Origin of the sequence: Pseudomonas baetica (assembly GCF_051216495.1) — a bacterium.
GTDB lineage: Bacteria > Pseudomonadota > Gammaproteobacteria > Pseudomonadales > Pseudomonadaceae > Aquipseudomonas > Aquipseudomonas baetica_B.
Window position 1 is genome coordinate 39,139 of sequence record NZ_JBPKAM010000017.1, and the last position, 25,013, is coordinate 64,151.

At 53.4% G+C, this 25,013-nt stretch carries 24 protein-coding genes; 19 read left to right on the forward strand and 5 right to left on the reverse strand.

Annotated elements, in window-relative coordinates:
- Positions 1–348: 348 nt before the first annotated feature.
- Entirely contained in the window at positions 349–2,304 is a 1,956-nt protein-coding gene (gene acs, locus ACSFE6_RS09010; protein ID WP_435427266.1) for an acetate--CoA ligase, read from the reverse strand.
- Between the two features lie 458 nt (positions 2,305–2,762).
- Between acs and ACSFE6_RS09015 the strand changes: the two genes are divergently transcribed.
- The 12 genes from ACSFE6_RS09015 to ACSFE6_RS09070 all read left to right on the forward strand — a co-directional run bounded on the left by ACSFE6_RS09015 (position 2,763) and on the right by ACSFE6_RS09070 (position 15,312).
- The gene (locus ACSFE6_RS09015; protein ID WP_435427267.1) at positions 2,763–3,026 is read left to right on the forward strand and encodes a DUF2790 domain-containing protein; all 264 of its coding nucleotides are present in this window, start codon (positions 2,763–2,765) and stop codon (positions 3,024–3,026) included.
- 542 nt (positions 3,027–3,568) lie between these two features.
- Positions 3,569–4,816, forward strand: coding sequence for a ribonucleotide-diphosphate reductase subunit beta (locus ACSFE6_RS09020; RefSeq protein WP_435427268.1), 1,248 nt, complete (start codon positions 3,569–3,571; stop codon positions 4,814–4,816).
- A gap of 295 nt (positions 4,817–5,111) precedes the next feature.
- On the forward strand, positions 5,112–6,638 hold the full coding sequence (locus ACSFE6_RS09025; RefSeq protein WP_435427269.1) for an Eco57I restriction-modification methylase domain-containing protein: 1,527 nt from the start codon (positions 5,112–5,114) through the stop codon (positions 6,636–6,638).
- Positions 6,623–8,845, forward strand: coding sequence for a sensor histidine kinase (locus ACSFE6_RS09030; protein WP_435427270.1), 2,223 nt, complete (start codon positions 6,623–6,625; stop codon positions 8,843–8,845). Before ACSFE6_RS09025 ends, ACSFE6_RS09030 begins: the two co-directional genes overlap by 16 nt.
- Positions 8,842–9,474 (forward strand): hypothetical protein, encoded by a 633-nt coding sequence (locus ACSFE6_RS09035; RefSeq protein ID WP_435427271.1) that lies wholly within the window; start codon positions 8,842–8,844, stop codon positions 9,472–9,474. Before ACSFE6_RS09030 ends, ACSFE6_RS09035 begins: the two co-directional genes overlap by 4 nt.
- Position 9,475: 1 nt before the next feature.
- Positions 9,476–10,069, forward strand: coding sequence for an HNH endonuclease (locus ACSFE6_RS09040; RefSeq protein WP_435427272.1), 594 nt, complete (start codon positions 9,476–9,478; stop codon positions 10,067–10,069).
- A gap of 570 nt (positions 10,070–10,639) precedes the next feature.
- A complete protein-coding gene (locus ACSFE6_RS09045; RefSeq protein WP_435427273.1) occupies positions 10,640–11,149 on the forward strand; it encodes a BRO-N domain-containing protein in 510 nt (169 codons plus the stop codon).
- Between the two features lie 366 nt (positions 11,150–11,515).
- Positions 11,516–12,712 carry a colicin E3/pyocin S6 family cytotoxin gene (locus tag ACSFE6_RS09050; RefSeq protein WP_435427274.1) on the forward strand — a complete coding sequence of 399 codons (1,197 nt, stop codon included), beginning with the start codon at positions 11,516–11,518 and terminating at the stop codon, positions 12,710–12,712.
- Positions 12,709–12,939: a DUF7683 domain-containing protein gene (locus ACSFE6_RS09055; protein ID WP_435427275.1), complete on the forward strand. Its 231-nt coding sequence runs from the start codon at positions 12,709–12,711 to the stop codon at positions 12,937–12,939. Before ACSFE6_RS09050 ends, ACSFE6_RS09055 begins: the two co-directional genes overlap by 4 nt.
- Positions 12,940–13,374: 435 nt before the next feature.
- The gene (locus ACSFE6_RS09060; RefSeq protein WP_435427276.1) at positions 13,375–14,340 is read left to right on the forward strand and encodes a hypothetical protein; all 966 of its coding nucleotides are present in this window, start codon (positions 13,375–13,377) and stop codon (positions 14,338–14,340) included.
- 124 nt (positions 14,341–14,464) lie between these two features.
- Positions 14,465–14,782: an XRE family transcriptional regulator gene (locus ACSFE6_RS09065; protein ID WP_435427277.1), complete on the forward strand. Its 318-nt coding sequence runs from the start codon at positions 14,465–14,467 to the stop codon at positions 14,780–14,782.
- Between the two features lie 209 nt (positions 14,783–14,991).
- Positions 14,992–15,312 carry a helix-turn-helix domain-containing protein gene (locus tag ACSFE6_RS09070; RefSeq protein ID WP_435427278.1) on the forward strand — a complete coding sequence of 107 codons (321 nt, stop codon included), beginning with the start codon at positions 14,992–14,994 and terminating at the stop codon, positions 15,310–15,312.
- Between the two features lie 10 nt (positions 15,313–15,322).
- Here ACSFE6_RS09070 and ACSFE6_RS09075 read toward each other — a convergent pair whose 3' ends face one another.
- Complete coding sequence (locus tag ACSFE6_RS09075) at positions 15,323–16,840, reverse strand: amidase family protein (protein ID WP_435427279.1); 1,518 nt, start codon at positions 16,838–16,840, stop codon at positions 15,323–15,325.
- A 130-nt stretch (positions 16,841–16,970) separates the two neighbouring features.
- Complete coding sequence (locus tag ACSFE6_RS09080) at positions 16,971–18,026, reverse strand: MBL fold metallo-hydrolase (protein ID WP_435427280.1); 1,056 nt, start codon at positions 18,024–18,026, stop codon at positions 16,971–16,973.
- 216 nt (positions 18,027–18,242) lie between these two features.
- On the opposite strand from ACSFE6_RS09080, the gene ACSFE6_RS09085 reads away from it, so the two are divergent.
- The gene (locus tag ACSFE6_RS09085; RefSeq protein ID WP_435427281.1) at positions 18,243–18,854 is read left to right on the forward strand and encodes a TetR/AcrR family transcriptional regulator; all 612 of its coding nucleotides are present in this window, start codon (positions 18,243–18,245) and stop codon (positions 18,852–18,854) included.
- A 61-nt stretch (positions 18,855–18,915) separates the two neighbouring features.
- On the opposite strand, the gene ACSFE6_RS09090 is transcribed toward ACSFE6_RS09085, so the two are convergent.
- Complete coding sequence (locus tag ACSFE6_RS09090; protein WP_435427282.1) at positions 18,916–19,872, reverse strand: LysR family transcriptional regulator; 957 nt, start codon at positions 19,870–19,872, stop codon at positions 18,916–18,918.
- Between the two features lie 15 nt (positions 19,873–19,887).
- On the opposite strand from ACSFE6_RS09090, the gene ACSFE6_RS09095 reads away from it, so the two are divergent.
- Together ACSFE6_RS09095 and ACSFE6_RS09100 are read left to right on the forward strand one after the other, a co-directional pair.
- On the forward strand, positions 19,888–20,595 hold the full coding sequence (locus ACSFE6_RS09095; RefSeq protein WP_435427283.1) for a CTP synthase C-terminal region-related (seleno)protein: 708 nt from the start codon (positions 19,888–19,890) through the stop codon (positions 20,593–20,595).
- The gene (locus tag ACSFE6_RS09100; protein WP_435427309.1) at positions 20,592–20,915 is read left to right on the forward strand and encodes an antibiotic biosynthesis monooxygenase family protein; all 324 of its coding nucleotides are present in this window, start codon (positions 20,592–20,594) and stop codon (positions 20,913–20,915) included. Before ACSFE6_RS09095 ends, ACSFE6_RS09100 begins: the two co-directional genes overlap by 4 nt.
- Before the next feature lie 144 nt (positions 20,916–21,059).
- On the opposite strand, the gene ACSFE6_RS09105 is transcribed toward ACSFE6_RS09100, so the two are convergent.
- Positions 21,060–21,386 carry a DUF2025 family protein gene (locus tag ACSFE6_RS09105; RefSeq protein ID WP_435427284.1) on the reverse strand — a complete coding sequence of 109 codons (327 nt, stop codon included), beginning with the start codon at positions 21,384–21,386 and terminating at the stop codon, positions 21,060–21,062.
- Positions 21,387–21,607: 221 nt separating this feature from the next.
- On the opposite strand from ACSFE6_RS09105, the gene ACSFE6_RS09110 reads away from it, so the two are divergent.
- The 4 genes from ACSFE6_RS09110 (at position 21,608) to ACSFE6_RS09125 (ending at position 24,993) form a co-directional block, all read left to right on the forward strand.
- The gene (locus ACSFE6_RS09110; protein WP_435427285.1) at positions 21,608–22,735 is read left to right on the forward strand and encodes a glycerophosphodiester phosphodiesterase; all 1,128 of its coding nucleotides are present in this window, start codon (positions 21,608–21,610) and stop codon (positions 22,733–22,735) included.
- A 183-nt stretch (positions 22,736–22,918) separates the two neighbouring features.
- Positions 22,919–23,227 (forward strand): PepSY domain-containing protein, encoded by a 309-nt coding sequence (locus tag ACSFE6_RS09115; protein ID WP_435427286.1) that lies wholly within the window; start codon positions 22,919–22,921, stop codon positions 23,225–23,227.
- A gap of 155 nt (positions 23,228–23,382) precedes the next feature.
- Positions 23,383–23,685, forward strand: coding sequence for a PepSY domain-containing protein (locus tag ACSFE6_RS09120; protein WP_435427287.1), 303 nt, complete (start codon positions 23,383–23,385; stop codon positions 23,683–23,685).
- Positions 23,686–23,970: 285 nt separating this feature from the next.
- Positions 23,971–24,993, forward strand: a complete 1,023-nt coding sequence (locus ACSFE6_RS09125) for a transporter (protein ID WP_435427288.1) — start codon at positions 23,971–23,973, stop codon at positions 24,991–24,993.
- The last annotated feature ends 20 nt before the right edge of the window (positions 24,994–25,013 follow it).

Genomic DNA, 25,013 nt, shown 5'->3' on the forward strand with positions numbered 1-25,013 from the left:
GCTTTTATGGCCCGAATAATGGGCGCCGCGTTTCCCTATGCCTCGTAATGGCACGGAGCGGTTACACATTCAGTTACTTGAGAATGGACAGGTAACAATGGGAAAGCACTGACAGGGGAAGTCGATAATTATTGACTGGTGTTTATGCGGTGCCTGATCCGGCGCCATCGCTGGCAAGCCAGCTCCCACAGGGCTCGATGTTGGAATACATATTGTGTTTCAACACAGCAACCTGTGGGAGCTGGCTTGCCAGCGATGAGGCCTGCCCGATCAATGCAAAAACATCAGGCAATAAAAAGCCCCACCAGGCAAAACACCTGGCAGGGCTTCGATGACTCCGAATGCTACTTACGCCACATTCATCGTCTTGTGCGTATCAATCAAATGCTGCACCACACCCGGGTCGGCCAGGGTGGAGATATCGCCCAACCCTTCGTATTCGGCGGTGGCAATCTTGCGCAGGATCCGGCGCATGATCTTGCCCGAACGGGTCTTCGGCAGCCCCGGTGCCCACTGGATGACATCCGGCGAAGCAATCGGGCCGATTTCCTTGCGCACCCAGTTCTTCAGTTCCAGGCGCAGTTGCTCGTTCGGTTCCTCGCCATTTTTCAGCGTGACATAGACATAAATGCCCTGCCCTTTGATGTCGTGCGGCACACCGACCACTGCCGCTTCGGCGACTTTCGGGTGCGCAACCATCGCGCTTTCGATCTCGGCAGTACCCATGCGGTGGCCGGACACGTTGAGCACGTCGTCCACGCGACCGGTGATCCAGTAGTAACCATCGGCATCGCGACGGGCGCCGTCACCGGTGAAATACATGCCACGGAAGGTCTTGAAGTAGGTATCGACGAAGCGGTCGTGGTCGCCGTACAGGGTACGGGCCTGGCCTGGCCACGAATCGAGAATCACCAGGTTGCCCTCGGCCTCGCCTTCGATGATGTTGCCCAGGTTGTCCACCAGGGCCGGCACCACGCCGAAGAACGGACGCGCGGCGGAACCCGGCTTCATGGCATGCGCCCCCGGCAGTGGGCTCATCATGTTGCCGCCAGTTTCGGTCTGCCACCAGGTATCGACGATCGGGCAACGGGACTTGCCGACATTCTTGTAGTACCAGTCCCAGGCTTCCGGGTTGATCGGCTCGCCCACCGAACCGAGCAGGCGCAGGCTGCTGCCATCGGCGCCTTCAACGGCGGCGGTGCCCGAAGCCATCATCGCGCGAATGGCGGTTGGCGCGGTGTAGAGGATGTTGACTTTGTGCTTGTCGACGATCTTCGCCACCCGGGTGATGTCCGGGTAATTCGGCACGCCTTCGAACAGCAGCGTGGTCGCACCATTGGCCAGCGGGCCGTAGACGATGTAGCTGTGACCGGTGACCCAGCCGACGTCGGCGGTGCACCAGTAGATTTCGCCTGGGCGGTAGTCGAACACGCGCTCATGGGTCATGGCCGCGTAAAGCAGATAACCGCCAGTGGTGTGCTGCACGCCCTTCGGCTTGCCGGTGGAACCGGAGGTGTAGAGGATGAACAGCGCTTCTTCGGCGCCCATCTCTTTCGGTGCGCAAACGGTGCCAGCCACTTTCATCAGGTCTTCGAACCAGATGTCGCGGTGCTGATTCCACTTGATATCGCCACCGGTGCGCTTGCACACGATGACTTTCTGGATGCTGCTGGTTTCCGGGTTGGTCAGGGCATCGTCAACGTTGGCCTTGAGCGGGATCTTCTTGCCGGCACGGATGCCTTCGTCGGCAGTGATCACCACTTTCGAACGGCAGTCGATGATGCGACCGGCCAGAGCCTCCGGCGAGAAGCCGCCGAACACTACCGAGTGGATCGCACCGATCCGGGTACAAGCCAACATGGCGACCACGGCTTCGGGGATCATCGGCATATAGATCGTCACCACGTCGCCGCGGTGCACGTCCTGGCCACGCAGGGCGTTGGCGAACTTGCAGACTTGTTCGTGGAGCTCGCGGTAGGTGATGTTGCGACTTTCGGCAGGGTCATCCCCTTCCCAAATGATTGCGACTTGATCGCCGCGCTCGGCCAGGTGACGGTCGAGGCAGTTGTAGGAAACGTTCAGGGTGCCGTCGGCGAACCATTTGATGTCGACATGGTGATCGTCGAAGGAGGTCTGCTTCACCGTGGTGAAAGGCTTGATCCAGTCGAGGCGCTTGGCTTGCTCGCGCCAGAAACCGTCCGGGTTGACGACCGACTGCTGGTACATGGCCTTGTAGGTCGCTTCATCAGTCAGCGTATTGGCCAGAACCTCGGGACGAACGGGATACAGGGAAGCCGCACTCATCTTTCTTACCTCGGTGGAATAGTTGTTTTTGTATGGCCACTGTTTTAGCCGGGCGGTGCCTATAGAACCATTCGACGATGGTAGTAACAAGCCCGTACAAATTGTCCTGATTAGCCACCACCTACTCTGTAGGAGCGAGCCTGCTCGCGATGGTCGCCAACGATAACGCGCCCAGCCTGACACCCCATGTAGCCCTCAGGTTCATCGCGAGCAAGCTCGCTCCTACAGAAGAAGAGGTTATTCAGGGATTGTTACAGGATCTGTCAAAAGTGTTTATCAGAACCACATCTATATGAACGTATCCCCCGCCCCTAAAATCTGCCTCGCCAACCCGGCAACCTGAGTTAACACGTTACAGCCCCCACGAAGGCCGTTAACCCAAACCAAGTAGTGCAGTTCCACACGCAACCCCAAAAAGGTTGCGTGACCCCCTTCGCCCTCAAAAAGGTAAAACCTAAATGAAAGCTTTATTGGTTCTGGTCCTCAGCAGCCTGTGCGCAACCGCCATGGCAGACGAGATTCAGACTGATGTCGCGCAGCAACAACCGGCTATCGAGGAATACACTTACTCCATGAACCTGGACATCGCCAAAGTTGTTTCCATGAGCGAAGTTCCAAATGTTTGCGAAGTGGTCCCGGCGAAAATGGAATATGACGACTCCAAAGGTCAGCGCCATATTCTGCGTTACAGCGTGATGGGTAACGGCTGCTCCGGCGGCTGATCAAAACTGCACCGAATCGGCCACCTTTGCGCCTTGCGCCCAAGGTCGATTTCAGCCCGATTTCGGTCGGGCTCAGTTGTGTCTGGAGTCATCGAAAAGCGTTTCAAAACACAAGATGTAGTAAAAAACATCGTTTTCCGCTCATTTTTTGAGCAATTGCGCAGTCAAGCCATTTTTACGAAAAAAAATCTGCTCCCGCCAAAGCCCCATAAACCCTCGCTCTGACCGAAAAACCTGCCCTCTCGGCCGCTCCATGCGCGGATTCGCCCCACCACGGCCGTAAAAATTTCCCTATAATGCCGCCTTAAACGGGCCTGCAATATTCCCTTACAGGGATGACAGCCAGTCTGAAGCCCACGCTGAAGTCTTCACCGATTTCCGCGCCCGTCAGAGGCTCTCGGACCCCGTACAAAATTATGTTTATTTGCCTGCGTGTACCGCTGCAAAAAACGCTATCCAACGCGGTCAGTACGACCGTGTGAAAAACCAGACCATCACATTTCACACGGGCAATCTGGCCCTCACGCAGGAGACGACACGTCATGCTGAGCTGGGACGAATTCGACAAAGAAGACACGGAAGTAGTGGCCAAGAGCGCAAACGCCGGCCACGCTGCTGAAGCCACCATGGACCGTCTCGACAGCGCCGGCGGTGCCGCCGCCCTGGAAGCCCGCGCCGTGACCGCTGCTGACTCCGCCGCCGTGGCCCGCGCCAAAGCCGCCCTGGATTCCCTCGACGTCGCCGAAGGCCTGGCCGAACTCGAAGGCGCCTCCGCCCGTGTCGCCGTTGACGAAAAGCGCATGATCAACTGCCGCGCCGACCTCAACCAACTCGTGCCTTTCAAGTACGACTGGGCCTGGCAGAAGTACCTGGACGGCTGCGCAAACCACTGGATGCCGCAAGAAGTCAACATGACCGCCGACATCGCCCTCTGGAAAAACCCGGAAGGCCTGACCGACGACGAGCGCCGCATCGTAATGCGCAACCTCGGCTTCTTCTCCACCGCCGACTCCCTGGTTGCCAACAACCTGGTCCTGGCCGTGTACCGCCTGATCACCAACCCGGAATGCCGCCAGTACATCCTGCGCCAGGCCTTCGAAGAGGCGATCCACACCCACGCCTACCAGTACTGCATCGAATCGCTGGCCATGGATGAAGGTGAAATCTTCAACATGTACCACGAGATCCCATCGGTCGCGAAAAAAGCCACCTGGGGCCTGAAATACACCCGCTCGATCTCCGACCCGAAATTCACCACCGGCACCGTCGAGACCGACAAGGAACTGCTGCGCAACCTGATCGCCTACTACTGCGTTCTGGAAGGCATCTTCTTCTACTGCGGCTTCACCCAAATCCTCTCCATGGGCCGCCGCAACAAAATGACTGGCGTCGCCGAGCAGTTCCAATACATCCTGCGCGACGAATCCATGCACCTGAACTTCGGCATCGACGTGATCAACCAGATCAAAATCGAAAACCCACACCTGTGGGATGCCGAAATGAAGGAAGAAGCCTCGCAGATGATCCTGCAGGGTACTCAGCTGGAAATCGAATACGCCCGCGACACCATGCCTCGCGGCGTTCTGGGCATGAACGCGGCGATGATGGAGGACTACCTCAAGTTCATCGCTAACCGTCGGTTGTCGCAGATCGGTTTGAAGGAAGAGTACCCAGGGACCACTAACCCGTTCCCTTGGATGAGCGAGATCATGGACTTGAAGAAAGAGAAGAACTTCTTTGAGACTCGCGTGATTGAGTATCAGACTGGTGGGGCGTTGAGCTGGGATTGATTTCTCCCCAAAAAACGCTGAACTTGGAGGGCTACTTTATGTAGCCCTTTTTATTCATTTGAAAAACAAACATTACACGCTAACTGGGGTTAAAATAAATCACGTAAGACGAAATACACGCAAACCAAATGTAGAATGCAATTATCTGATGCCGCCTAAGACTAGGCTAGAAAGTACCGCCATTTTTCTTTTTCCGCTCTTCATTTTATGAGAAGATAGAAATAACTAAATCTAAACTTCAAAAATTCAACCTAAAAACCAGCTAATAATGCTAAGGGTAAGCGACGAGTCAAAAATGGTAAGAAAAGAATTAGCCAGAAATGACATGACCTGTCTCGACTATTCGCACGAATTGGGTTTGCTGTATCGGTCAAAAACCACAAAAAAGCATAAGAAAGACCATGGTCAGTTTATGACCCCACCAAACATTGCCACATTTATGGCTGAAAAGCTTCTGGAAAAACAAAATAGTAATTTTCTGAAAATTTTAGATCCGGCAGCAGGAACTGGAATTTTAATTTCAGCTTTAATTGAAGAAATTTTAAAACTTAAAAAAAAACCATTAAGAATTGAAGTTACAGCTTTTGAAATTGATCCTTCGCTAGCTCCGTACTTAAAGGAACTCGAAACCCTTCTCCATAAAAAACTTAGTCCTCATACAATAGAGTACAAGCTAACAATAATATTCGATGATTTTTTACTTTCAAACATTACCGACAAATACGATCTCATCATAACAAACCCCCCCTTCTTCAAACTTAGAAAAGACGATCCGCGATCGATCTCTCAAATTGATGTCGTGCACGGACAACCAAACATATATGGTTTGTTTATGTCTAAATGCGCGGACACTTTAGCTACAGAAGGGTCGGCATGTTTTTTAACACCCCGTAGTTGGACCAGCGGTAAATACTTCAAAAAATTAAGAGCAAAACTAAACACCTTAAATCTTTTCTCTGCGCACCTATTTGAAAGTAGAAATGCACCTTTTTCGAATGATCGCATTCAACAAGAATCGATGATTACTTGGTACAAAAAATCAAGCACCTCAATTCAAAATATCAATCTATCCTTTAGCATTGGAGAACATGATATTGCCCAGAGAAAAAGTCGTACCTCTTCTGAAGAAGAGATTTTTGCAGACGACGATTTCAGCTTAACCTTCATAAAAGAAGGCAAAGAACTTTCTATAAAGTCATTACCATTTACATTTTCCTCATGCGGTTTGAAAGCATCTACAGGAAAAGTTGTTCCTTTTCGAACAAAAGAACATATAAGACCAGTAAAATCAGAAAACACAGAACCACTTTATTGGATGCAGCACACTCATCAAATGAGCATTCAATGGCCCATTGGAATGAAAAAAGAACATATTATTTGTTCAAATGATACCGAAAAACTAGGCATCATTAATTCAAACTACGTCCTCGTAAGAAGATTTAGCCCCCAAGACGCATCGCTGCATGTTATTGCCGCTCCACTTTTACAAACAGCGGCGAAAATGGTATTTATTGAAAATCATCTAAATTACATTTTCAAAAAAAATGGATTACTATCCGCAGAAGAAGTTTATGGCATTGCTTATTATCTCAACTCAAAACCAGTAAGCAATTACTTTTCCGAAAGACTCGGTCACACTCAAATTAATGCTGGCGATATAAACAAACTCCCCTGCCCCTCACTAGGCACATTGCAAAGAATCGGAAAAATATTGATAACAAAAAACAACCTCTCAAATGACGAAAAGGATATATTCAGCTATATTTATAGCGATTGCTTCCCCCTCCCCCCCAATGAGAGCCAAGAATGTCAAAAATATTAATAAAAAGCGCTCCATTTGATATTGCTGCGCGGCTCCCGCTACAACTTGGTCGAGAAAGCATTGCAAGTTCAACTGCGGCTATTGGAGAACTTCTGAAAAATGCTTATGATGCAAATGCTGAAGAAGTCGAGGTGAAATTTGTAAAACTTGACCGAAAAGTTCCTCTTCTCATTATAGAAGATGATGGCGATGGAATGAGCCTAGAGACTTTAGAATCTGTATGGCTAAAAATTGGAACAGAGCACAAATCCGACAAAGTTAAATCCATTGGAAAAAATAGAGTATTCACAGGCGCAAAAGGATTGGGGCGACTTGGGATAGATCGACTCTGTAAAAAGCTTATACTTCAAACCAAAACTGAAGACTCTAACTCAATCGTTGAACTTCACGTCGACTGGAAAAAATACGACGACAAAAAAGCAACTATTTCCAGCATCACACATAAGATATTCAAAAGAATTGCACCAGCTAACACAAAATACGGTGATCTCTTCTCTAGAAAATCAAAAGGAACACGACTAATTCTCGTAGGCCTGAAAGAAAACTGGTCTAAAAGCAGATTAACTAATCTTCGAAATGAAATATCACTACTGGTTTCTCCATTTGCGTCAGTAAATGATTTCGCAATCGACTTTGAATGCCCGCATAGCGAACTTAACGGGAAGTTAAGTTCCGAAAAACTTTTAGACGTGGCTGTATGGACCATAGAAGGTAGCGTAAATAATAACTATCAAGTGAACTTAAAATTTTTACACAACCCAACAGGAGAACTAATCAAATTAGGCCCATTAGAATGGTGTGACTGGCTGCCGGAAAGAGTCAAACCAGAGTGTGGCCCGCTGTCAATGAAAATGTATTATATCCCACAACCTGAAGCAACAAGTGCAAACCGAAAAGAATGGAGTACCTTTATGGAACTTCATAATGGGGTACGCATATACAGAGATTACTTCAGAGTTAGACCGTACGGTGAGCCTTCAGGACGCGGTGATTGGCTTGATTTTGGATTACGAAAAGCGAAGAGCCCCTCAGGCATACGTCAAGGCAACTGGCGCGTTGCTCCGCATCAAGTTCTTGGAGCGGTATTCATAAGTAGATTTGAAAATAGTAACCTTATTGATCAAGCCAACAGAGAAGGAATGGTCGAGACCACAGCCTTCTTTGATTTGCGATCATTCGCAATGAAATTAGTTAGCACCTTTGAAAATATCGCAATTGAACACGCAAGAGCAAATGTACAAACCGACGACTTTGATGCATCAAAAAACGCGCTAAACGAATCAATAGCTAAAAGTAATAAAGCTGTCGCCGAACTCAGTCAAGCGGTCAGCACTGAAGACGAGTTCACACAAGTTGGCCTCAAAGAAAAAATTGCTGAAATAGAAAAATTAGTAATACAGACTCAGAAAGCGTCAGAGCAACATGAAAGGGCTTACGTTGCGATAAGAGAAGAAATTGAAAGAGAAAAAGACACATTAGCAAACTTAGCGTCGCTCGGAATTCTGACAGTTTGCTTTGGTCATGAAGCCAAAGAATTTTGCAACTTAGCTGCGTTGAGTGCTATCGAACTGAAAAATAACTTTATGGAAGGGAAATTCATGATCACCCCGAACCTAGAGGAGCAATTTGCGGATGATTTAAACATTATAATTGACAGCACAAGATTCATAAAAAACTTTGCATCTTTTTCATTGGGAAATGTGAAAAAAGAGAAGAGAAAAAAAGGGAAAATTAGTATTTATCAAATTACTCACCGAGTATTTGATTCGCTTAAAGACTCTCTTTCGAGGCAAAACATAGATATCGACATTACGAACTTGCCAACTGATATTTTAAAGATTAACGCTTTCGAGATTGACTGGGAAAGTATTGTAGTCAATATGATTTCAAATTCAATTTGGGCGTTGCGTGATACTCCGAAAGGAGGAAGAATTATCAGGGTCACGGCAAAGGAAATAGGAAACAATCTCGAGATTAGATTCTCAGATAGTGGGTGTGGTGTAGAGGCCGGCACGGAGCGTCATTTATTCAACCCAATGTATAGTACTAGACGAGATGACAAAGGCAATGTGACGGGAACAGGAATGGGTCTATCTATTGTAAGAACATTCGTGGTAGATCATGCCAAAGGGTCTATAAATGTTATACCAAAGGGCGAATTGGGAGGGGCCGAATTTATAATAACAGTTCCAGGAGATACAAAATGATCCCTACAGTCTTATACATCGACGAAGAGCCAAAAGCCCTTAGAGTTAATGGGAGAGCCCTTCAAAGGTGCTTTGGTGACGAGGCTAAAATCGTAGCTATCGAACCAGAAATGTTCAAAGAAAAAATGGTAGAAACTATATTTTCCTACGAAAACATAGGCTCAGTCATTATTGACCAGAAGCTTAAAGCTGCGGGTACGGCAGATTACTTTGGAACAGAATTGGCGGTATCAATACGTCAACTAGATCGTAAAATCCCTGTTTACATTCTTACCAACTTCGCTCAAGAATTGGACCCTGAAAATGGAGATATTGAATATGTATTGAGCAAAGACGATCTAATTGATAGTGATAAAGTTGAAGCTATTTCAGCGCGTCTTCGCAGACACCTTAATATATTCAAGGACATTACTACAGCCAGAAACAATAGATTTGAAGAACTTTTGAGAAAATCTAACTCAATCGGCTTATCGGAAGAAGAGCTTATCGAGTACAAAGAAATTGGTTTCTATAGAGAGCGAAAAATATTAGCATCTGAACTCATTGACGCCGAAGAGCTTAATAGAAAAATATCTCAAGTTGAAAATAAACTGCTTGAAGTTAAAAAACTTTTAGGACTTCATGATTAGCATGTTCTACCCACCTATTAAACGCCGCGCGAAGTACAAACAGACCCGAAGTGGCCAATATTACGCCGACTACTCACAATATTACAGTGAGATTTCTGAAGACTGTCAATTTCGATGCGTTTATTGCGATGTGCTTCTTAAAGAAAATGGTGGAGAGGGGATGCACTTAGATCATTTTCGGCCTCAAAAGCACTTTCCGGACCTCGCGAAAACCCCCGAAAACCTTTTACTAGCTTGCGCTAAATGCAATCAACTAAAGTCTGACTTCTGGCCAGACGAGAAAGTCTCTGACAGCCATTTTATAGATCCTTTTTGCATCATTCGCTCTAATCATTTCTCCGTACTAACTACAGGAGAAGTGCTTGGAATATCAAAGCAATCACAATATATGATTGACCTCCTTCTAATCAACCGCTTGTCGCGAAAAGCTATACGAAGAATGAGAAACGTAAAATCCAGTGCAAATAATATTTTACAGCACGTTGAACTCGAGCTCGGCAGATTTTCAGCCAACCCAGCACAAATCTCATCGGATCGTTTATCTATACTATGCAAGGCGCTTAGCGAAGTCAGAGAAATGCTGGCAGAACTATAAAATTTATTTTTTTGTAAAGTGCCATTGTTAACCCCTCCATCAAGCTAATACGGAGCCCTAAGTAATAATCAAATTTACTTATTTCAGCCACGGTGTTTTTTTTATACTTCCCCCTCAAATCAGTCACTCAACAGTCGAAGAACAACTTGAGTTATTGTTTATTGAAATACGCTGTAAGAAATAAGAATAATAGTCGCACATTGTTGTGCCGACCATAATTTAAAAGTTGACCGGGCAGCCTCCCCCCCCTATCCTTCTAAATCGGCGCCTAAGAAACGCCTTAACCAGAGCGGTCTCCCGCACCCGACAGTCATGCGGCTTTTTTTCGTCTGCGGTTTTTCTACGTCTGCGAAAAAGTCCCGTTATGTCGGGAGTGGGCGAATACAAGACCCGAAAGGGGAATATGTCCGGCCCGTCTCTGGTGGGTTTCTTAGCTCCCGACACCCTTAACGAATGCCCTAAGAAAGCAGCCAGAGGTAAAGGAAATGCCCGACTATCGGACCTTCATGATGAAGGTGAATCGCCGTACCTACAGATCCAGCCGCGTGCTTCCGCTCCTGGAGGCAGGCCATGCATGAGCCACCCATACCTACCCGTTTCACTCGACACAACGCCCACCTGCATGCCTTTCTTTTAGAGAATCAGGCCTGGTTCTGCGCGCAGGATCTGGGACGGATGATGGGTCAGCACCTTGATGAGCGCATGACGCGCAAGCTTGATGCGGACCAGAGGCAAATGATGCTTGTCGATATATACGGCGCTGCCAAAGAGCGCTTGATGGTGAGCGAATCAGGCGTGTATGCGTTGTTGATTTATCACTATTGTCCCGAGAATCGATTGCTGCGCGAATGGCTGACGCATCAGGTTGTGCCTGTGCTGCGTGATGCACGGGCATCACGAATGGTGGAGCGTCCGACGCTGAGCGTGCTTGATTGGCCGAAGATGTCGCTCTGTATGTTGCATTGGCAGGACGAGCCCTGGATTCGGTTGCGGGATATGCCGTGTGTGTTGGCGGAGGATCCTTTCAATCGCCAAGAATCCTGGTGGCGGAAAGCGTCACGCGTTATGCGTGGGTACTGACTGTTCGCCCCTACTAAAATCCGCTACCTGAGATATCAGCAGCGGATTTATTGTTTTCGAGTAAAAACAGCCAACTCGTACGCGCTGGTTTGACTGATGTTCCGCTTTTTTATGCGGCCTTGGGGCCGCTTCGCGACCCAACGGGGATAAATCCCCTCGCCACAGTTTGATGACAGACATCTACTGACAACACTCTCAAGCCTATAAAACCAATGAGTCGTAGGAGCATTGCTCTGCGATCCTGAGTATCAGAGACAACGCCTACCGTCATTGAAGCCCCGTCCTACAGCCACAAACCGTCCCGCTCGTTAACGTCGCGCAGCCCTGATCCGGGGCTGCCGATGGACGAACACACAAGGACAGTCAGTGGCTCGCAACAAGCACCTCCTCCTGATTCAAACCCCGCCGTCCGGCGATGGCCATCACGTCACCTACCGCCACATGACGGCCGATGAAATGGCCGTGTACGACGCCCTGCAAGCCGACTACGACGCCATGCTCGCCAGGCAGGAAGCCTTCATGCGCCGTCCTAACGTGGTCGAGGAAAAACAAGAAATCGCACCTCGCGGTTGCGTCTTCGCCAAGTCCTGCAAGTTGCCGGACGCAATCATCAACTATTCCAATCCTTCGGGGATGGTGCCCACCGACAGTCTCAGCGACTACGGAGAGATCGCCTGGCTCGGCGCTCGCGAGGTCGACGATGAGGGGCTGCTGAATCTGCAAACGATCAGCGGCTCGACCGTTGCGCTGGGTGTGGGCCAGCTTGCACTTCGTGCACCCGCCCTTATCGCCCCGAGCATAGGCGCCGCCACTGCGCTCGGTGCGGCGACAACGGCGGCTTTGGCCGGCATGGTCGCCGTGTTCTGGACGCCCAGTCTCGGCGACAGCGCCCTCTATTCCGAAGAGCAACTGCGCGCTCTGAAACAAGCACGCTCGCGCATGCGCCTGCAGGTCGAACAACAAGCTGATGGCAGCCTCAAGGGCTACGCCTTCTATACCGGCACGAACCTCGACTGGGAAATGGTCGATGTCGTGCAGATCGAGGCCCGTGGTAGCCAATTCGTCGCAGACCTCGGTGAAGGCATCGAACTGATCTGGACCCCGGCCGTTGACGGCTCCGACATCCTTGGCATTCCCAAACTGGAGGCCGCCCCGCAGGCGCCACACATTTGGGTTTTTCCGCCGAACAAACACGCTGACGCGATCATCGTGAACCCGATTTATCCGCCTGAGTACAAGGATTTCATTCTGGTGTTTCCGGTGGGGTCGAGGGTTCGGCCGGTTTATGTTGTGGTGAGTGTTTCTGACCACAAATACTATCCGGCACCGAATGGGCTCATTGCCTTTCCCAATGCAACGAGAGCGACTCGTAAGACCCCTATCAAGGGCGGCGGTGGTCTTCGCAAACGATGGAAAACCTCAAAAGGGATAATTTTTGAATGGGACTCGCAGCATGGCACTGTGGAGATTTACGACAAACGTGGCCGTCATCTCGGAGAATACGATCCGGTCACCGGCAAGCAAACCAAACCTGCGGATGGCACTAGGAGTGTGGAACCATGATTTATGTAATCGAAGCCTTTTACAGAGATAACGAACTCCTTGCATTCGAAGAAGAGCTCCCAACAGGGAATGATCAGGAAATAAAACAGATCATGGGATGGACCGCTGAGCAACAAGGATGGGAAGGTTACAACCTCACGAACGAGCAACTTGGAGCTCTGGAGAACTTGTTGGGGAAAAAAATCTATGACCCAGCATATTTGTTTCAACTTAGCTGCAACGCGTGAGGCAGACGTGCCAACCTCGCTGTTCAAGTAAAAACCCTGACTTGTCACCTGATCGAGGTTTTGCTTCTCTGCCCGCCACCGGTTTTGCTTGATGGGGGAAGCGATTGAAGCCCGAGTGAGCGAACTAAAGAAAACCTGTGACGAGGACGCTTGCTCCCGCTCGGGTGCGCAGCAGTCACTAATCCGCGCAACGTGATTGGCCTGATGTATCGCGTTTACTGGTTTTGGGGCCGCTTCGCGGCCCAGCGGGGATGAATCCCCTCGCCACAGGATGGTGGCTGGCTTGATGGCTGTGGTGGTTTTGGGATTCGCGAGCAGGCTCGCTCCCACAGGTTTGGTGTGGTCAACAAGATTCAAGGTGTGTTGAAAACAGTCAGTGCAACCCGCCCCATCTCCCGCTATTAATACCCCTCCCCTCACGGACCCGAGCCCTCCATGAAATTCGACCTCGCCTACTGCCTCGGCCTCGACGACAAGCTGTCGATCTATGACGTGCGCGATCTCAATTTCGACGAGACGATGGCGTTCGATTCTGCCCAGGAGCATTTCCAGTGCCCCAACGATGCCTGTCGTTTGGCGTTCGATACTGCGAATGAGCTGGGGACGTTTAACGCCAAGAACGTGAATTACGTGCGCACGCCCCACTTCAAGAATCTGCCGAGTACGCGGCATGTCGAGGGTTGTGCCTATGCGAGTCTGAAGACGCCGGCGTCGGGTGCGGATGAGGCGGAAACGGATGACGGTCGCGAGGAGCATTTTCCGTCAGAGTTATTGCTGACCCGGCGTCAGTATGTGCGCAAGCCGCACAGTCCAGCGGTCGTGGCGGATGTTGCGAGGGGTGAGCCGTTAACGTCGTCAGTGGAGAGTGACGCCGGGCATCCTGTCCAGGATTCGACACCGGACAAGACTCACGTCTTCGCCCACCCCGTAGAGTGTTTTATCTCGAATTTCGAGGACAAGGAACTGCTCAAGCGCATGCCGCTGAAGATCGGCGAGCACAACGCGACCTACAGCGCGTTTTTCAAGAAGATCGAGTACCTGCTGGACAACAAGGGGTTGATTTACTGGGGCAGGATCAAGGAGATCAAAGACTACACCCAGAGCTTTCGCATCGACTTCGAGAAGAAGGTCTGGTTTGAGAAGAAGCCGTATTCGGTCAATGTTTACCTGAGCAAGAAGCTGATCGAGGGCTATCGCAAGCGCAAGTCGTTTCTGGCGGAGATCAAGCATGCGATTGAAAGCGAACGTGAGCTGTATTGCTTCTTTTATGGGGTGACGCCGGAGTTGAAGCAGGTGCCGAGCAAGAAAAACCCCGAGCAGACGTTCGGGGTATTCAGCGCCAACATCGAGAATCTGGATCACTTGATTGTGCGGGAGGCGCCGGGGTTGGTGGAGAAGTAACCGTCCGTCCGGCTGAGAGGCACGGGATAGAGAAAATCGAAAAATCAATTTGATCCGAGCTCAAAACAACTGTACAAAAACACAGTATATTTTGATCCCCCCTCTTTCGAGCCCGGAGAACACCATGGCCTATCAAGCGATGAAAATCACCCTGGAGCGTATCGCCCTTTTCCAATTCACCCCGGCCCACTGCGCCCAGGCCCGAGCGATGCTGGGCTGGAGTGTGGATGAGTTGTCCCGAGAGGCTGGGGTTTCGGTGGAGGCCATCCAGCGTTTTGAAGCGGAGCGTGAGGTACTGGATGTCACGCGGCTGACGCTGGCATATCGGTTTGAGTCGGAGGGGCTGGTGTTCTTCCCGGGATTTGCACCGGGGCGAGGGATGAATGTGAAAGGTTCGACGCCGAACCCGGTGGGGCGGGCGGATTTTGCAATGGTGGAGTGAATCGGCTAATCGATTGACGATTATTCCCATATAGGTATATTTCGCGTATATCAAAAAGGCGATATCGGCATCGTTTTTTTTGTAGGAGCGAGCCTGCTCGCGATGGTCGTCAACGATGACGTTGGCTACCTGTCACCCCGCGGCGTTCTCGGGTTCATCGCGAGCAGGCTCGCTCCCACAGAGGCCGATTTGTGCAAAGGGGTGGAAGAATGGTTGAAATCGAAGAGAGTAGCGGAAACGTCTACGAAGACCTCGGAACACCCAATGCCAGCGAGATGCGAGTCAAATCCCAGCTGGCCGCAAAGATTGGGGAGATCATCAAGGCCCGCCACCTGACCCAGGTTCAGGCATCGGAAATCCTGGGGCTGTCTCAACCCAAGCTTTCCGAGATGTTGCGTGGAAAGTTTCGGGGGATCAGTGAAGCCAAAATGATGGAGTGCCTGTTGTTGCTTGGGCGAGACGTGAAAATCGTCGTCAAATCGACCCCCCGTTCACGAAAAGAGGGCCGACTTGAGGTGGTCTTCACCTGACGACCATTCGTTATGGCTTGAAGGCCGGCGCCCGCCAAGCCTTCGAAGCTTGCTCGTACCCATACGCCAACGCCAGCACCCTGGCATCGCTCCAGCGAGGTCCGAAGAAGTAAACCGAGGTGGGCACTCCTTCATCGTCAATTCCGGAAGGCACCATGACGCCCGGATAACCAGCCAGCGGTACGACGTTCATGGCGGGCGATTGGACATCTGAAACGAGGGCATCCAGTTGATAGGTTGCCAGCAATCGATCGATGGCCGCGGCGTTTTCGCTTTGGATGGTCTGCCAGAGCTGATCGTAGGTTTGCGCGTCAAAGGCAATTTTGCTGGCCGCCATCAAGGTGTCCTGGTTATAGCCTTCGGCGTTGGGCGCATTTAACAGCAGCAGATCTTCCAGTGTCTGGGCCGGAATGCCGGTTCGCGTTGCCAGGTAACGAGGCAGGTTTCGCTTGATTCCCATATGAAACGCCTCCTCTACCCTCGCCGAAACCGGGTCGATCAGTTCCACGGGGATCAGCGTTGCACCGGCCGCCTGCAGGATTTCCAGCGCCCGGGAGAACTGGGGATCTGTTTGAAGCGCCGACGCGTCACGATCAAATTTGGCGGGGTAGCCAATTCGCCTTCCGACCAGCACGTCCGGACGCAGCATTGCCGTGAAGTCCACCGTTTCCAGGTTATGCGGCTTCGGGACCGGATCGGCGATGTCGTAGCCGACCATGGCGTTCAACAAGAGTGCCGCGTCACGCACCGTGCGAGCCATTGGCCCGGGGGTGTCCAGTTTTTCAGTCACCGGGATGATGCCGCTGCGGCTCAACAGGCCCACCGTGGGTTTGATGCCCACCACGCCATTCATGGACGCGGGGCAGCTGATTGAGCCAGAAGTTTCCGTTCCCACAGACAGTGGAGCAAAACCTGCGGCAACGGCGGCGGCAGAACCTGAGCTGGACCCGCAGGCATCGCCACTCAACAGGTGCGGATTTTTGGTTTGCCCGCCGCGCCCGCTCCAGCCGCTGGGCATGGCCGGATCGCGAAAGGCAGCCCACTCACTGAGATTGGTTTTCCCCAGGATCACTGCTCCGGCCGCCCTGAGGCGTTGCACGATGAAAGCGTCCTGCGCGGCAGGTTGCCCGACCATGGCCGGTGAGCCGGCGCTGGTCTGCATTTGATCGGAGGTATCGATGTTGTCCTTGAGCAATACCGGGATGCCGTGCAGCGGGCCCCGGATGTAGCCGCCCTTTCGCTCCCGGTCCATGACCTGGGCCATCGCCAGGGCATCGGGATTGAGTTCGATGATGGCATTGATGGCCGGTCCGTTTTTGTCGAGTTTTTCGATCCGCTGCAACAAGTGCCGAACCAACGCTGCGGAACTCAGATGACCGAGATCCATGCGCTGGTTGATTTCATCGACACTCAGGTATTCCAGTGGCGTTTCGGGCGCGGCTGCCCGCGCACAGAATCCGCTGGAGGCCATCAAGAACAGCGCGAGCCCGGCCAGCCGCATCATGCAGCGGCTTAATGTTACGTCCATGTAAAATTCCTTCTGACGGAAAGCGGGTGAGTGATTTCACCCGGTTTTCAGCCTACCGAAGCGGCCGAAATTATCCGTCATAAGGGGTCGCAGCTTCTCGTACGAAGGTTCGTCCTTGCTTGTAGTCGTTTCAGCCGACGCTTCGTTGATTCTCATACACCTGATGTTCAACCGTTAACCACCAAGCATCACCCCGACGCGGGTGTGTCAGGTTGAAGGCCTCGCCCATCTGCGGTGTGGTGATCGTCACGCTGCGCTCCCAGGCCAGGGCCAGGATGCGGTCGAAGGGTTCGTACCAGGCGTGCATCGACAAGTCGAAGGTGCCGTTGTGGATCGGCAGCAGCCAGCGACCTTTGAGGTCCAGGTGGGCTTGCAGGGTTTCTTCGGGTTGCATGTGCACGTGCGGCCACTCGACGTTGTAGGCGCCGGTTTCCATCAGGGTCAGGTCGAACGGGCCATATTGTTCGCCGATGCGTTTGAAGCCGTCGAAGTAGCCGCTGTCGCCGCTGAAGAAGATCCGCGTGTCACCGTCGATCATGACCCACGAGGCCCAGAGGGTGCTGTTGCCATCGAACAGGCCGCGACCGGAAAAGTGTTGCGACGGCGTGGCGACAAAGCGCAGGCCGTCGACGTCTATACCTTCCCACCAATCCAGCTGCCGGACCTTGCCGGCGTCGATGCCCCATTTGATCAGGGTGTCGCCCACACCCAGCGGCGTGAGGAAACAGCGGGTCTTATCGGCGAGCTTCAACACTGCCTGATGGTCCAGGTGGTCGTAGTGATCATGGGACAGGATCACCGCTTCAATCGCTGGCAATTGCTCCAGGCTGATCGGTGGCTGGTGAAACCGTTTCGGACCGGCCCACTGCACAGGCGAGGCGCGCTCGGCGAAGACCGGATCGGTGATGTAGAACTTGTCCCGCAGCTTGAGCAGTACGGTGGAGTGCCCGAGGCGGTAGACACTGTGGTTCGGCGCGGCAATCAGCGCCGCCTGCGTCAGGGGCTGCACCGGGATCGGCGCATTGGGACGGGTGTCATGGGGTTTGTGGAAGATCACGTTCCACAGGATGCGCAGGGTCTTGCGAAAGCCTTCGCGCTTGACCGATGCCTGGTTACGGAATTGCCCTTCTGTCTGACGGGACGCTTGTGTGACAGCGCTATCCGTCGTGGAAGTTGAGTTGGCCATGACTGAATGACTCCAGAAAAACCGCGCGTATCACGGTTTTCCGCTTTGGGACGATAAATGGCCAAGGCACGCACGCATCAGCCGAAACTCTAGTTATCACTGTGCAGGATTAACAAAACATTACACTGCACAGTGTAGTTTCAAGGTTGCATCAAAGCCGATCGCAAGTAAACTGCCAAGTGTAGTTTTTCATCCAACCCTGCCGAAGCCGCATTTATGACAGCTCCACAGCGCCTGACCGACCGAAAACGCGAAGCCATCATTCAGGCGGCGATTGTCGAATTCCGTGATAACGGATTCGAAATCACCAGCATGGACAAGATTGCCGCCACGGCTGGTGTGTCCAAGCGCACGGTGTACAACCACTTTCCCAGCAAGGAAGAGCTGTTTGCCGAGATCCTTAATCAATTATGGATCAGGGTGACGGCGGAACAGGAAACGTCCTACAGCCGCGAGCTACCTTTGCGCGATCAATTGCGCCTATTGCTGACTGCCAAGGTGCAAATGCTCAGCGATGACAACCTTCTCGATCTGGCGCGTGTGGCGATTGCCGCAGCCATCCATTCTCCCGAGCGTGCCCAGAACATCGTGACCCGAATGGGCGAGCGTGAAGAAAACCTGACGGTGTGGATTCGTGCAGCCCAGGCCGATGGCCGATTGAAAATGGTCGCCCCGGACTTTGCTGCGCAGCAGGTGCAGGGCCTGCTCAAATCCTTCGCGTTCTGGCCGCAGATTTCCATGGGTCAGCCGAGGCTGTCGCCCGAGATGCAGGGCACGGTGGTGGAGTCGGCGCTGGAAATGTTCCTGGCGTGTTATCAGCTGCAATAAATGACAATGTCGCCCCAGGGGCAAGCAGCAAATGGCACCCTACCAATCGTCGCAATGTATTTCAGAATGAAACTGGCTCGGGCAATTTCAGCGCCCGTGCCAACTCGTCAAACAGCGTCACCACCGAGCGCAAGGCTCGGCAATCCGGGCGGGTCAACAGCCACAGCGCCGTGTCGTAACCGTGCAATGGCTCGCCCAACGCTTGTAAGCCTTCATCGATCAAAAAGTCCGGCAACGCTGCCACGCCCAATCCGGCGCGCACCAGCTCGGTAACCGACAGCATGCTGTTGCAGCGATAACCCGGCATCACGCCCGGTAACGCTTGACGGCGCCAGGCCACCGTTGGGTGATCGGGCAGGAAGTCATCCGGGGCGATCCAGGTCAATGCGGCCAAATCTTCGCTATCGACCGATTGCAGGTAACCCGCACTCGCACACACCCGGTAGGAAACGTCCGCCAAATGTCGCCCCACCAAATGCTCCGGTGGCGTACGGGTCAGGCGCAGGGCGATGTCGGCATCGCGGCGGCTGAGGTTGGCAAAGTCGTTGGAGGTGCTCAGTTCCAGGGTCAGCGCCGGATAATTCGGCATAAACCGCGCCAGCGCCGGCAACAGCAAACCTTGCAGGACCGAATCGGTGCAGGTCAGGCGCACCGTGCCACTGACCACGTCACCGCCCTGCTCCACGCCAATACGCGCCGCTTCCAATGCTTGTTCGGCCCGTTCGGCCTGCCTGGCCAGGGCTTGCGCCAGGGTGGTGGGCAAGTAACCTGTTCGGCTTTTCTCAAACAACTGCTGGCCCAACGCGGCTTCCAATCGACGCACGGCCCGAAACACCGTCGAAACATCAACCTTCATCAGCTGCGAAGCCCGGGCCAGAGAGCCGCCGCGCACCAAAGCGAGGATCAGGGCCAGGTCCGGATAGTCCAGGCGATAGTGCGTCGCTGCATTGATCATTTGGAATAACGCCAATATTGAATGCGTGAACGCCAATCTATAGTGGGCATCAGGAATCAACAAGCACCGAGGACACTCATGGACAACACCCTCATCCGCATCGCCTTGATCGGCGATCACGACCCGCAAGTCACCGCCCACCAGGCCATCCCCGTGGCGCTGGGCCTGGCCGCCGAACACAGCGGCCTGAATGTGCAAGGACAATGGCTGGCCACCGACAGCATCAACGCCGACACGCCGCTCGAGGAGTACGACGGCTTTTGGTGCGTACCTGCCAGCCCCTATCGCAACATGGACGGCGCGTTACAGGCGATTCGTTTTGCCCGCGAACAACAACGACCTTTCCTCGGCACCTGTGGCGGTTTTCAGCACGCTGTACTCGAGTTCGCCCGCCATGTGCTGGGCTGGGAAGATGCCGAGCATGGCGAGACATCGCCCGATGCGTCACGGGTTCTGCTCTCGCCGCTGACCTGCTCACTGGTGGAAGTCACTGACACCATTCATTTGCTTGAGGGTTCGTTGATCGCCGCGGCGTATGAAACGTCCGAGATTCATGAAGGCTATCGCTGCCGCTATGGGGTGAATCCGGAGTTTGAGCAGGCCTTGCTCCAGCACGGTCTTCATGCGGTCGGCCATGATGACGCGCAAGGCCTGCGTGCGGTTGAACTCAACCATCATCCGTTCTTCGTCGCCACGTTGTTCCAGCCGGAACGCGCAGCACTCAAAGGCACCTTGCCGCCGCTGGTACGGGCCCTGGTCAAAGCGTGCGCGGAGCAACAGTCATGATGGCCAATACGCCGCCTGCGCCCTATTACGCGGTGATTTTCACCTCGCTGCGCACTGAGGGCGATCAGAGTTACGCCGAGGCTGCCGTGCAGATGGTGGAGCTGGCGCGTAAGCAACCGGGGTTCCTCGGCGTGGAGTCGGCGCGGGGCGATGACGGGGTTGGGATCACGGTATCGTACTGGAGCAGTGAGGCGGCGATCCTGGCTTGGAAACATCATCCCGAGCACAGTGCGATCCGTGAGCGGGGGCGGTCGACCTGGTATGCGCGGTGTCATACGCGGGTGTGCAAGGTTGAGCGGGATTATGCGTTCAGTCGGTAGATGATGGGGCTTTTATCAGGCCGCCTTCGCGAGCAGGCTCGCTCCCACAAGGGATCTATGGTGTGCACAGAATTTGTGACCACCCGAGATCAACTGTGGGAGCGAGCCTGCTCGCGAAGAGGCCAGCACTGACACCACAGTCATTCAGCCCCGCACCAAACTCCGCACCGCCGAAATCTCCGGCACATCCCGCCTATTCATATACACCCGTAACGGTTCGCTGATGTTGATCCGCTCATCGATGTTCTGATCCAGCAACAACTGAATCAACTCGCGCTTGAGGGTCATGGTCTGCTCGGGACCGGGTGCCCAGACAAACTCGCTGACGGGAATGATGCCGTCATCGGCCACGTCCATGCCGAAGGAGTCCTCGCTGAAGCGGACGATGTAGTGGCCGGTCTTGCGATTGAGGCCCACGAAGCCTTTGAGTTGATCGGCAGCCTGGCAAATGAGCTGGGAAGTGATGCGCATGGAAACCTCACAAAAAGTGATTGTTGGTTTACACACAAGGTGTGCCAATGGATGTCCCTCTGCCGGGGAGTTTGCACGGGCCAAGCCTACTGCAAACCAACGCACAAAAACGCTGACGAACATCAGCTTTGAACAGGTTTATGTCGGTCTCGCGATAGCGTCGGCAACGTTCAGTTGTTAAAAGGGACGTCCTTGAAAACCATCGCGAAAGGATCTCGACCATGCCAGCCACTTTCACCAAAAGCGCTTTGATGCTGAGCCTGTTGCTCGGTCTCGGCCACGTACAAGCGGCCAGCGAGCCAACCCCCGCGGCGCTGGCTAGCCGATTGGGCATCCCGCATCCGGCAGTGATTGCCCACCGTGGCGCGTCGTTCGACGCGCCGGAATCCACTGCCGCCGCCTATAAACTGGCCCGCGACCTCGGCGCCGATTATCTGGAACTGGACCTGCAACGCAGCAAGGACGGCGTGCTGTTCGCCCTGCACGATAACAACCTGCAACGCACCACCGATGTCGCAATCAAGTTCCCCGAGCGCAAGGACAGCCCGGCCAACGCTTTCACCATGGCCGAGCTGAAAACCCTTGATGCCGGTAGCTGGTTCAACACGGCTTACCCGGATCGCGCGCGCCCCTCCTATGCGGGTCTGAAAATCCTGACCCTCGATGAAATCATCGACATCGCCCAAAGCAATCCGCTGCACAAGCCCGGTCTGTACATCGAGACCAAGGAGCCCAAGCAGTTTCCCGGCATCGAGCATGACCTGAAAGCGAAACTTCAGGACCGTGGCTGGCTGAACCCGGCCGGTTCGAAACTGGCGAAAAGCGAATTGGCGGTCGGCCAAGGCAAAGGCAAGGTGATCCTGCAAACCTTCGAAAAAAGCAGCCTCGAACTGCTGCAAAAGGAAATGCCGAAGGTGCCAAAGATCCTGTTGCTGTGGGTTGGCGAAGGCAACATCGAGCCGGCCTCGAAAGTGGCGTTTGCCGAGTCCGGCGAAAAGGACAAGGCCGCTTATTACGCCCAACAACAACCCAAGGACAAAGCTGAATTCCAGCGCTGGATCGACTATGCCAAGACCCAGGGCGCGATCGGTACCGGCCCGTCCGCGGCCCTGACCCACGGTGGCGATCAGAGTTACATGGATCTGGTGCAGCCATGGATGAACCAGTACACCCACGATCAGGGTCTGTTGGTGCATGTCTACACCATCGACGAGGCGGTGGATTATCAGAAGGTCATGGAGGCGGGTGTCGACGGGATCTTTACCAACCGTGCCAGTGAGTTGTTGAAATTCTATAAACGCCCGGCGGCGGCAAGTGTTGATCAGGTGTTGAAGAATAACGGGTATTGATCCGCAACCGTGGCGTCTGCTTCGCGAGCAGGCTCGCTCCCACAAAGGATCAACTGTGGGCGAGCCTGCTCGCGAAGACTTTGGTTCAGACTAAGGGAATTTAAGGCTGAATTAAGTTGCCACAACTAATCTGATCCCACTTAAACAGCTCAGCCCCATTTAAACGGCTAAGGAAAGACACCCATGAAGACGTTGACCGCCCTGTTCGTCGCTGCAACCCTGACCCTCACCGCCGGTCTGGTCCAGGCCAAAGATGTTCCCGTCGATCAGATCCCTCAATTGGTCAAGGACGGCAAGATCAAGCCGCTGGAAGAGCTGAACCAGATCGTGATGAAACTGCACCCGGGCGCAACGATTACCGACAGCGACCTGGACAACCACACCACCCTCTTCGAATACGAAGTCGAACTCAAAGACGCCCAAGGTGTTAAATGGGACGTGGACCTGAACGCCGCCACCGGCGAAGTCCTGAAAAACAAAAAAGACGACTGATTCACACTGCAAAAAGCCGCACGATTTCCGGATCGTGCGGCTTTTTTGCATCCTAAGGTTTGTAAGTCTTTGATTCGGTTAAAGGGCATTTAAGGGTGAATTAAGTTGCCGTGATTAATTTGATCTCGGATTCACTCATCCAAGGAAAGAAGCCGATGAAAAACGTGATTGCCTGGTTCGCCGCTGTAACCCTGATCCCTGCCGCTGTGGTCCAGGCGAAGGAAGATGATGTCCTGCTGCACCAGATTCCTCAGTTGATCAAGGAAGGCAAGGTCAAGCCACTGGAAGAACTGACCCAGATCGCCCTGAAGCTGCACCCAGGTTCGACGATTACCGAAACCCAACTGGAACATCGCTTCAAGGGGTACATCTATGAAGTCGAAGGACGCGACCCGCAGAACGTGAAGTGGGATGTGGACATATTGGCCGCGACCGGCGAAGTCCTGAGCAACAAATAAGGCAACGAACACGCTGCAAAGCCGCACGAATTGATCAACGTGCGGCTTTTTTGTGCCTGAGCGATGGATCAGGCCGAGGTGCTGACCATGGCGTTCATCCGATGTGGGTTCAGGTTTTCCCCGTCATCGACATGCCATGCCCGCACTTGAGATCGACTGTGTACCTACTCGGTTTCACCCCCGATACAAATCGATGCTCGTCACAAAACCGTCAAACGGCCTTGCGATGATGCCGCTCACGTAAACCTGTAAAACCCGCGACAGGCGCCTCCCTTGCGAGTCCTCATGAACCACAGCCTCGATCAAAGCCATCGCGATCCGGATCTGTTCGGTTTGCTGTACGAATTCAGTTTTCGTCCCGGTGAACGCGGTCGGGAGATCGATTCGGCCAAAGCGTTGCAGTACTTGCAGCAACCGCAAGATGAGGAACAATTCCTCTGGCTGCATCTGAACCTGGCCCATGCCGCGTGCGAGCGCTGGATGAAGAGTCATCTGGAATTGCCCGACGAGTTTTTCGAAGCCCTGCATGAGGGTTCGCGCTCGACGCGCATTGAGCATGTCGATTCGGCGTTGCTGGCGGTGGTCAACGATGTGGTGTTCAACCTCAGCAGCATGGTCTCGTCGGATGTCTCGACGCTCTGGGTGTGCGTACGCAGTCGATTGATCATCAGCGCGCGCCTGCAACCGCTGCACTCGGTGGACAAGTTGCGTTCGTCGGTCAAGGCCGGTGAGCGCTTTCGCTCACCACTGGAATTGCTGGTGCACCTGCTGCGCGACCAGGGCGAAGTGCTGACCCAGATCGTGCGCAAGACCAGCCTGAGCGTGGATCAGGTTGAAGACGAGTTGCTGTCGCAGCGATTGTCGACCAACCGCGCCGAGCTGGGCGCCAACCGCCGGGTGCTGGTGCGTCTGCAACGCCTGCTGGCGCTGGAGCCGGGATCGCTGCTGCGCCTGCTCAACCGTCCGCCGCCCTGGCTGCAAAAGGAAGACGTCAAGGAGCTGCGCAAATCCACCGAGGAGTTCGCGCTGATCATCAACGACCTGACCGCGCTCGGTGAACGCATCAAGCTGTTGCAGGAAGAAATCGCCGCCAACCTCAACGAACAGAGCAACCGCACGCTGTTTACCTTGACCGTGGTGACGGTGCTGGCGTTGCCGATCAATATCATTGCCGGTTTTTTCGGGATGAACGTGGGTGGCGTACCGCTTTCCCAGGATCCGGAAGGGTTCTGGATTCTGGTGGCATTGGTGGCGACCTTTACCGTGATTGCCGGGCGCTGGGCGTTTCGAAAGCGGCGGGATTACTAAGCGAACACGACCCCCTGTAG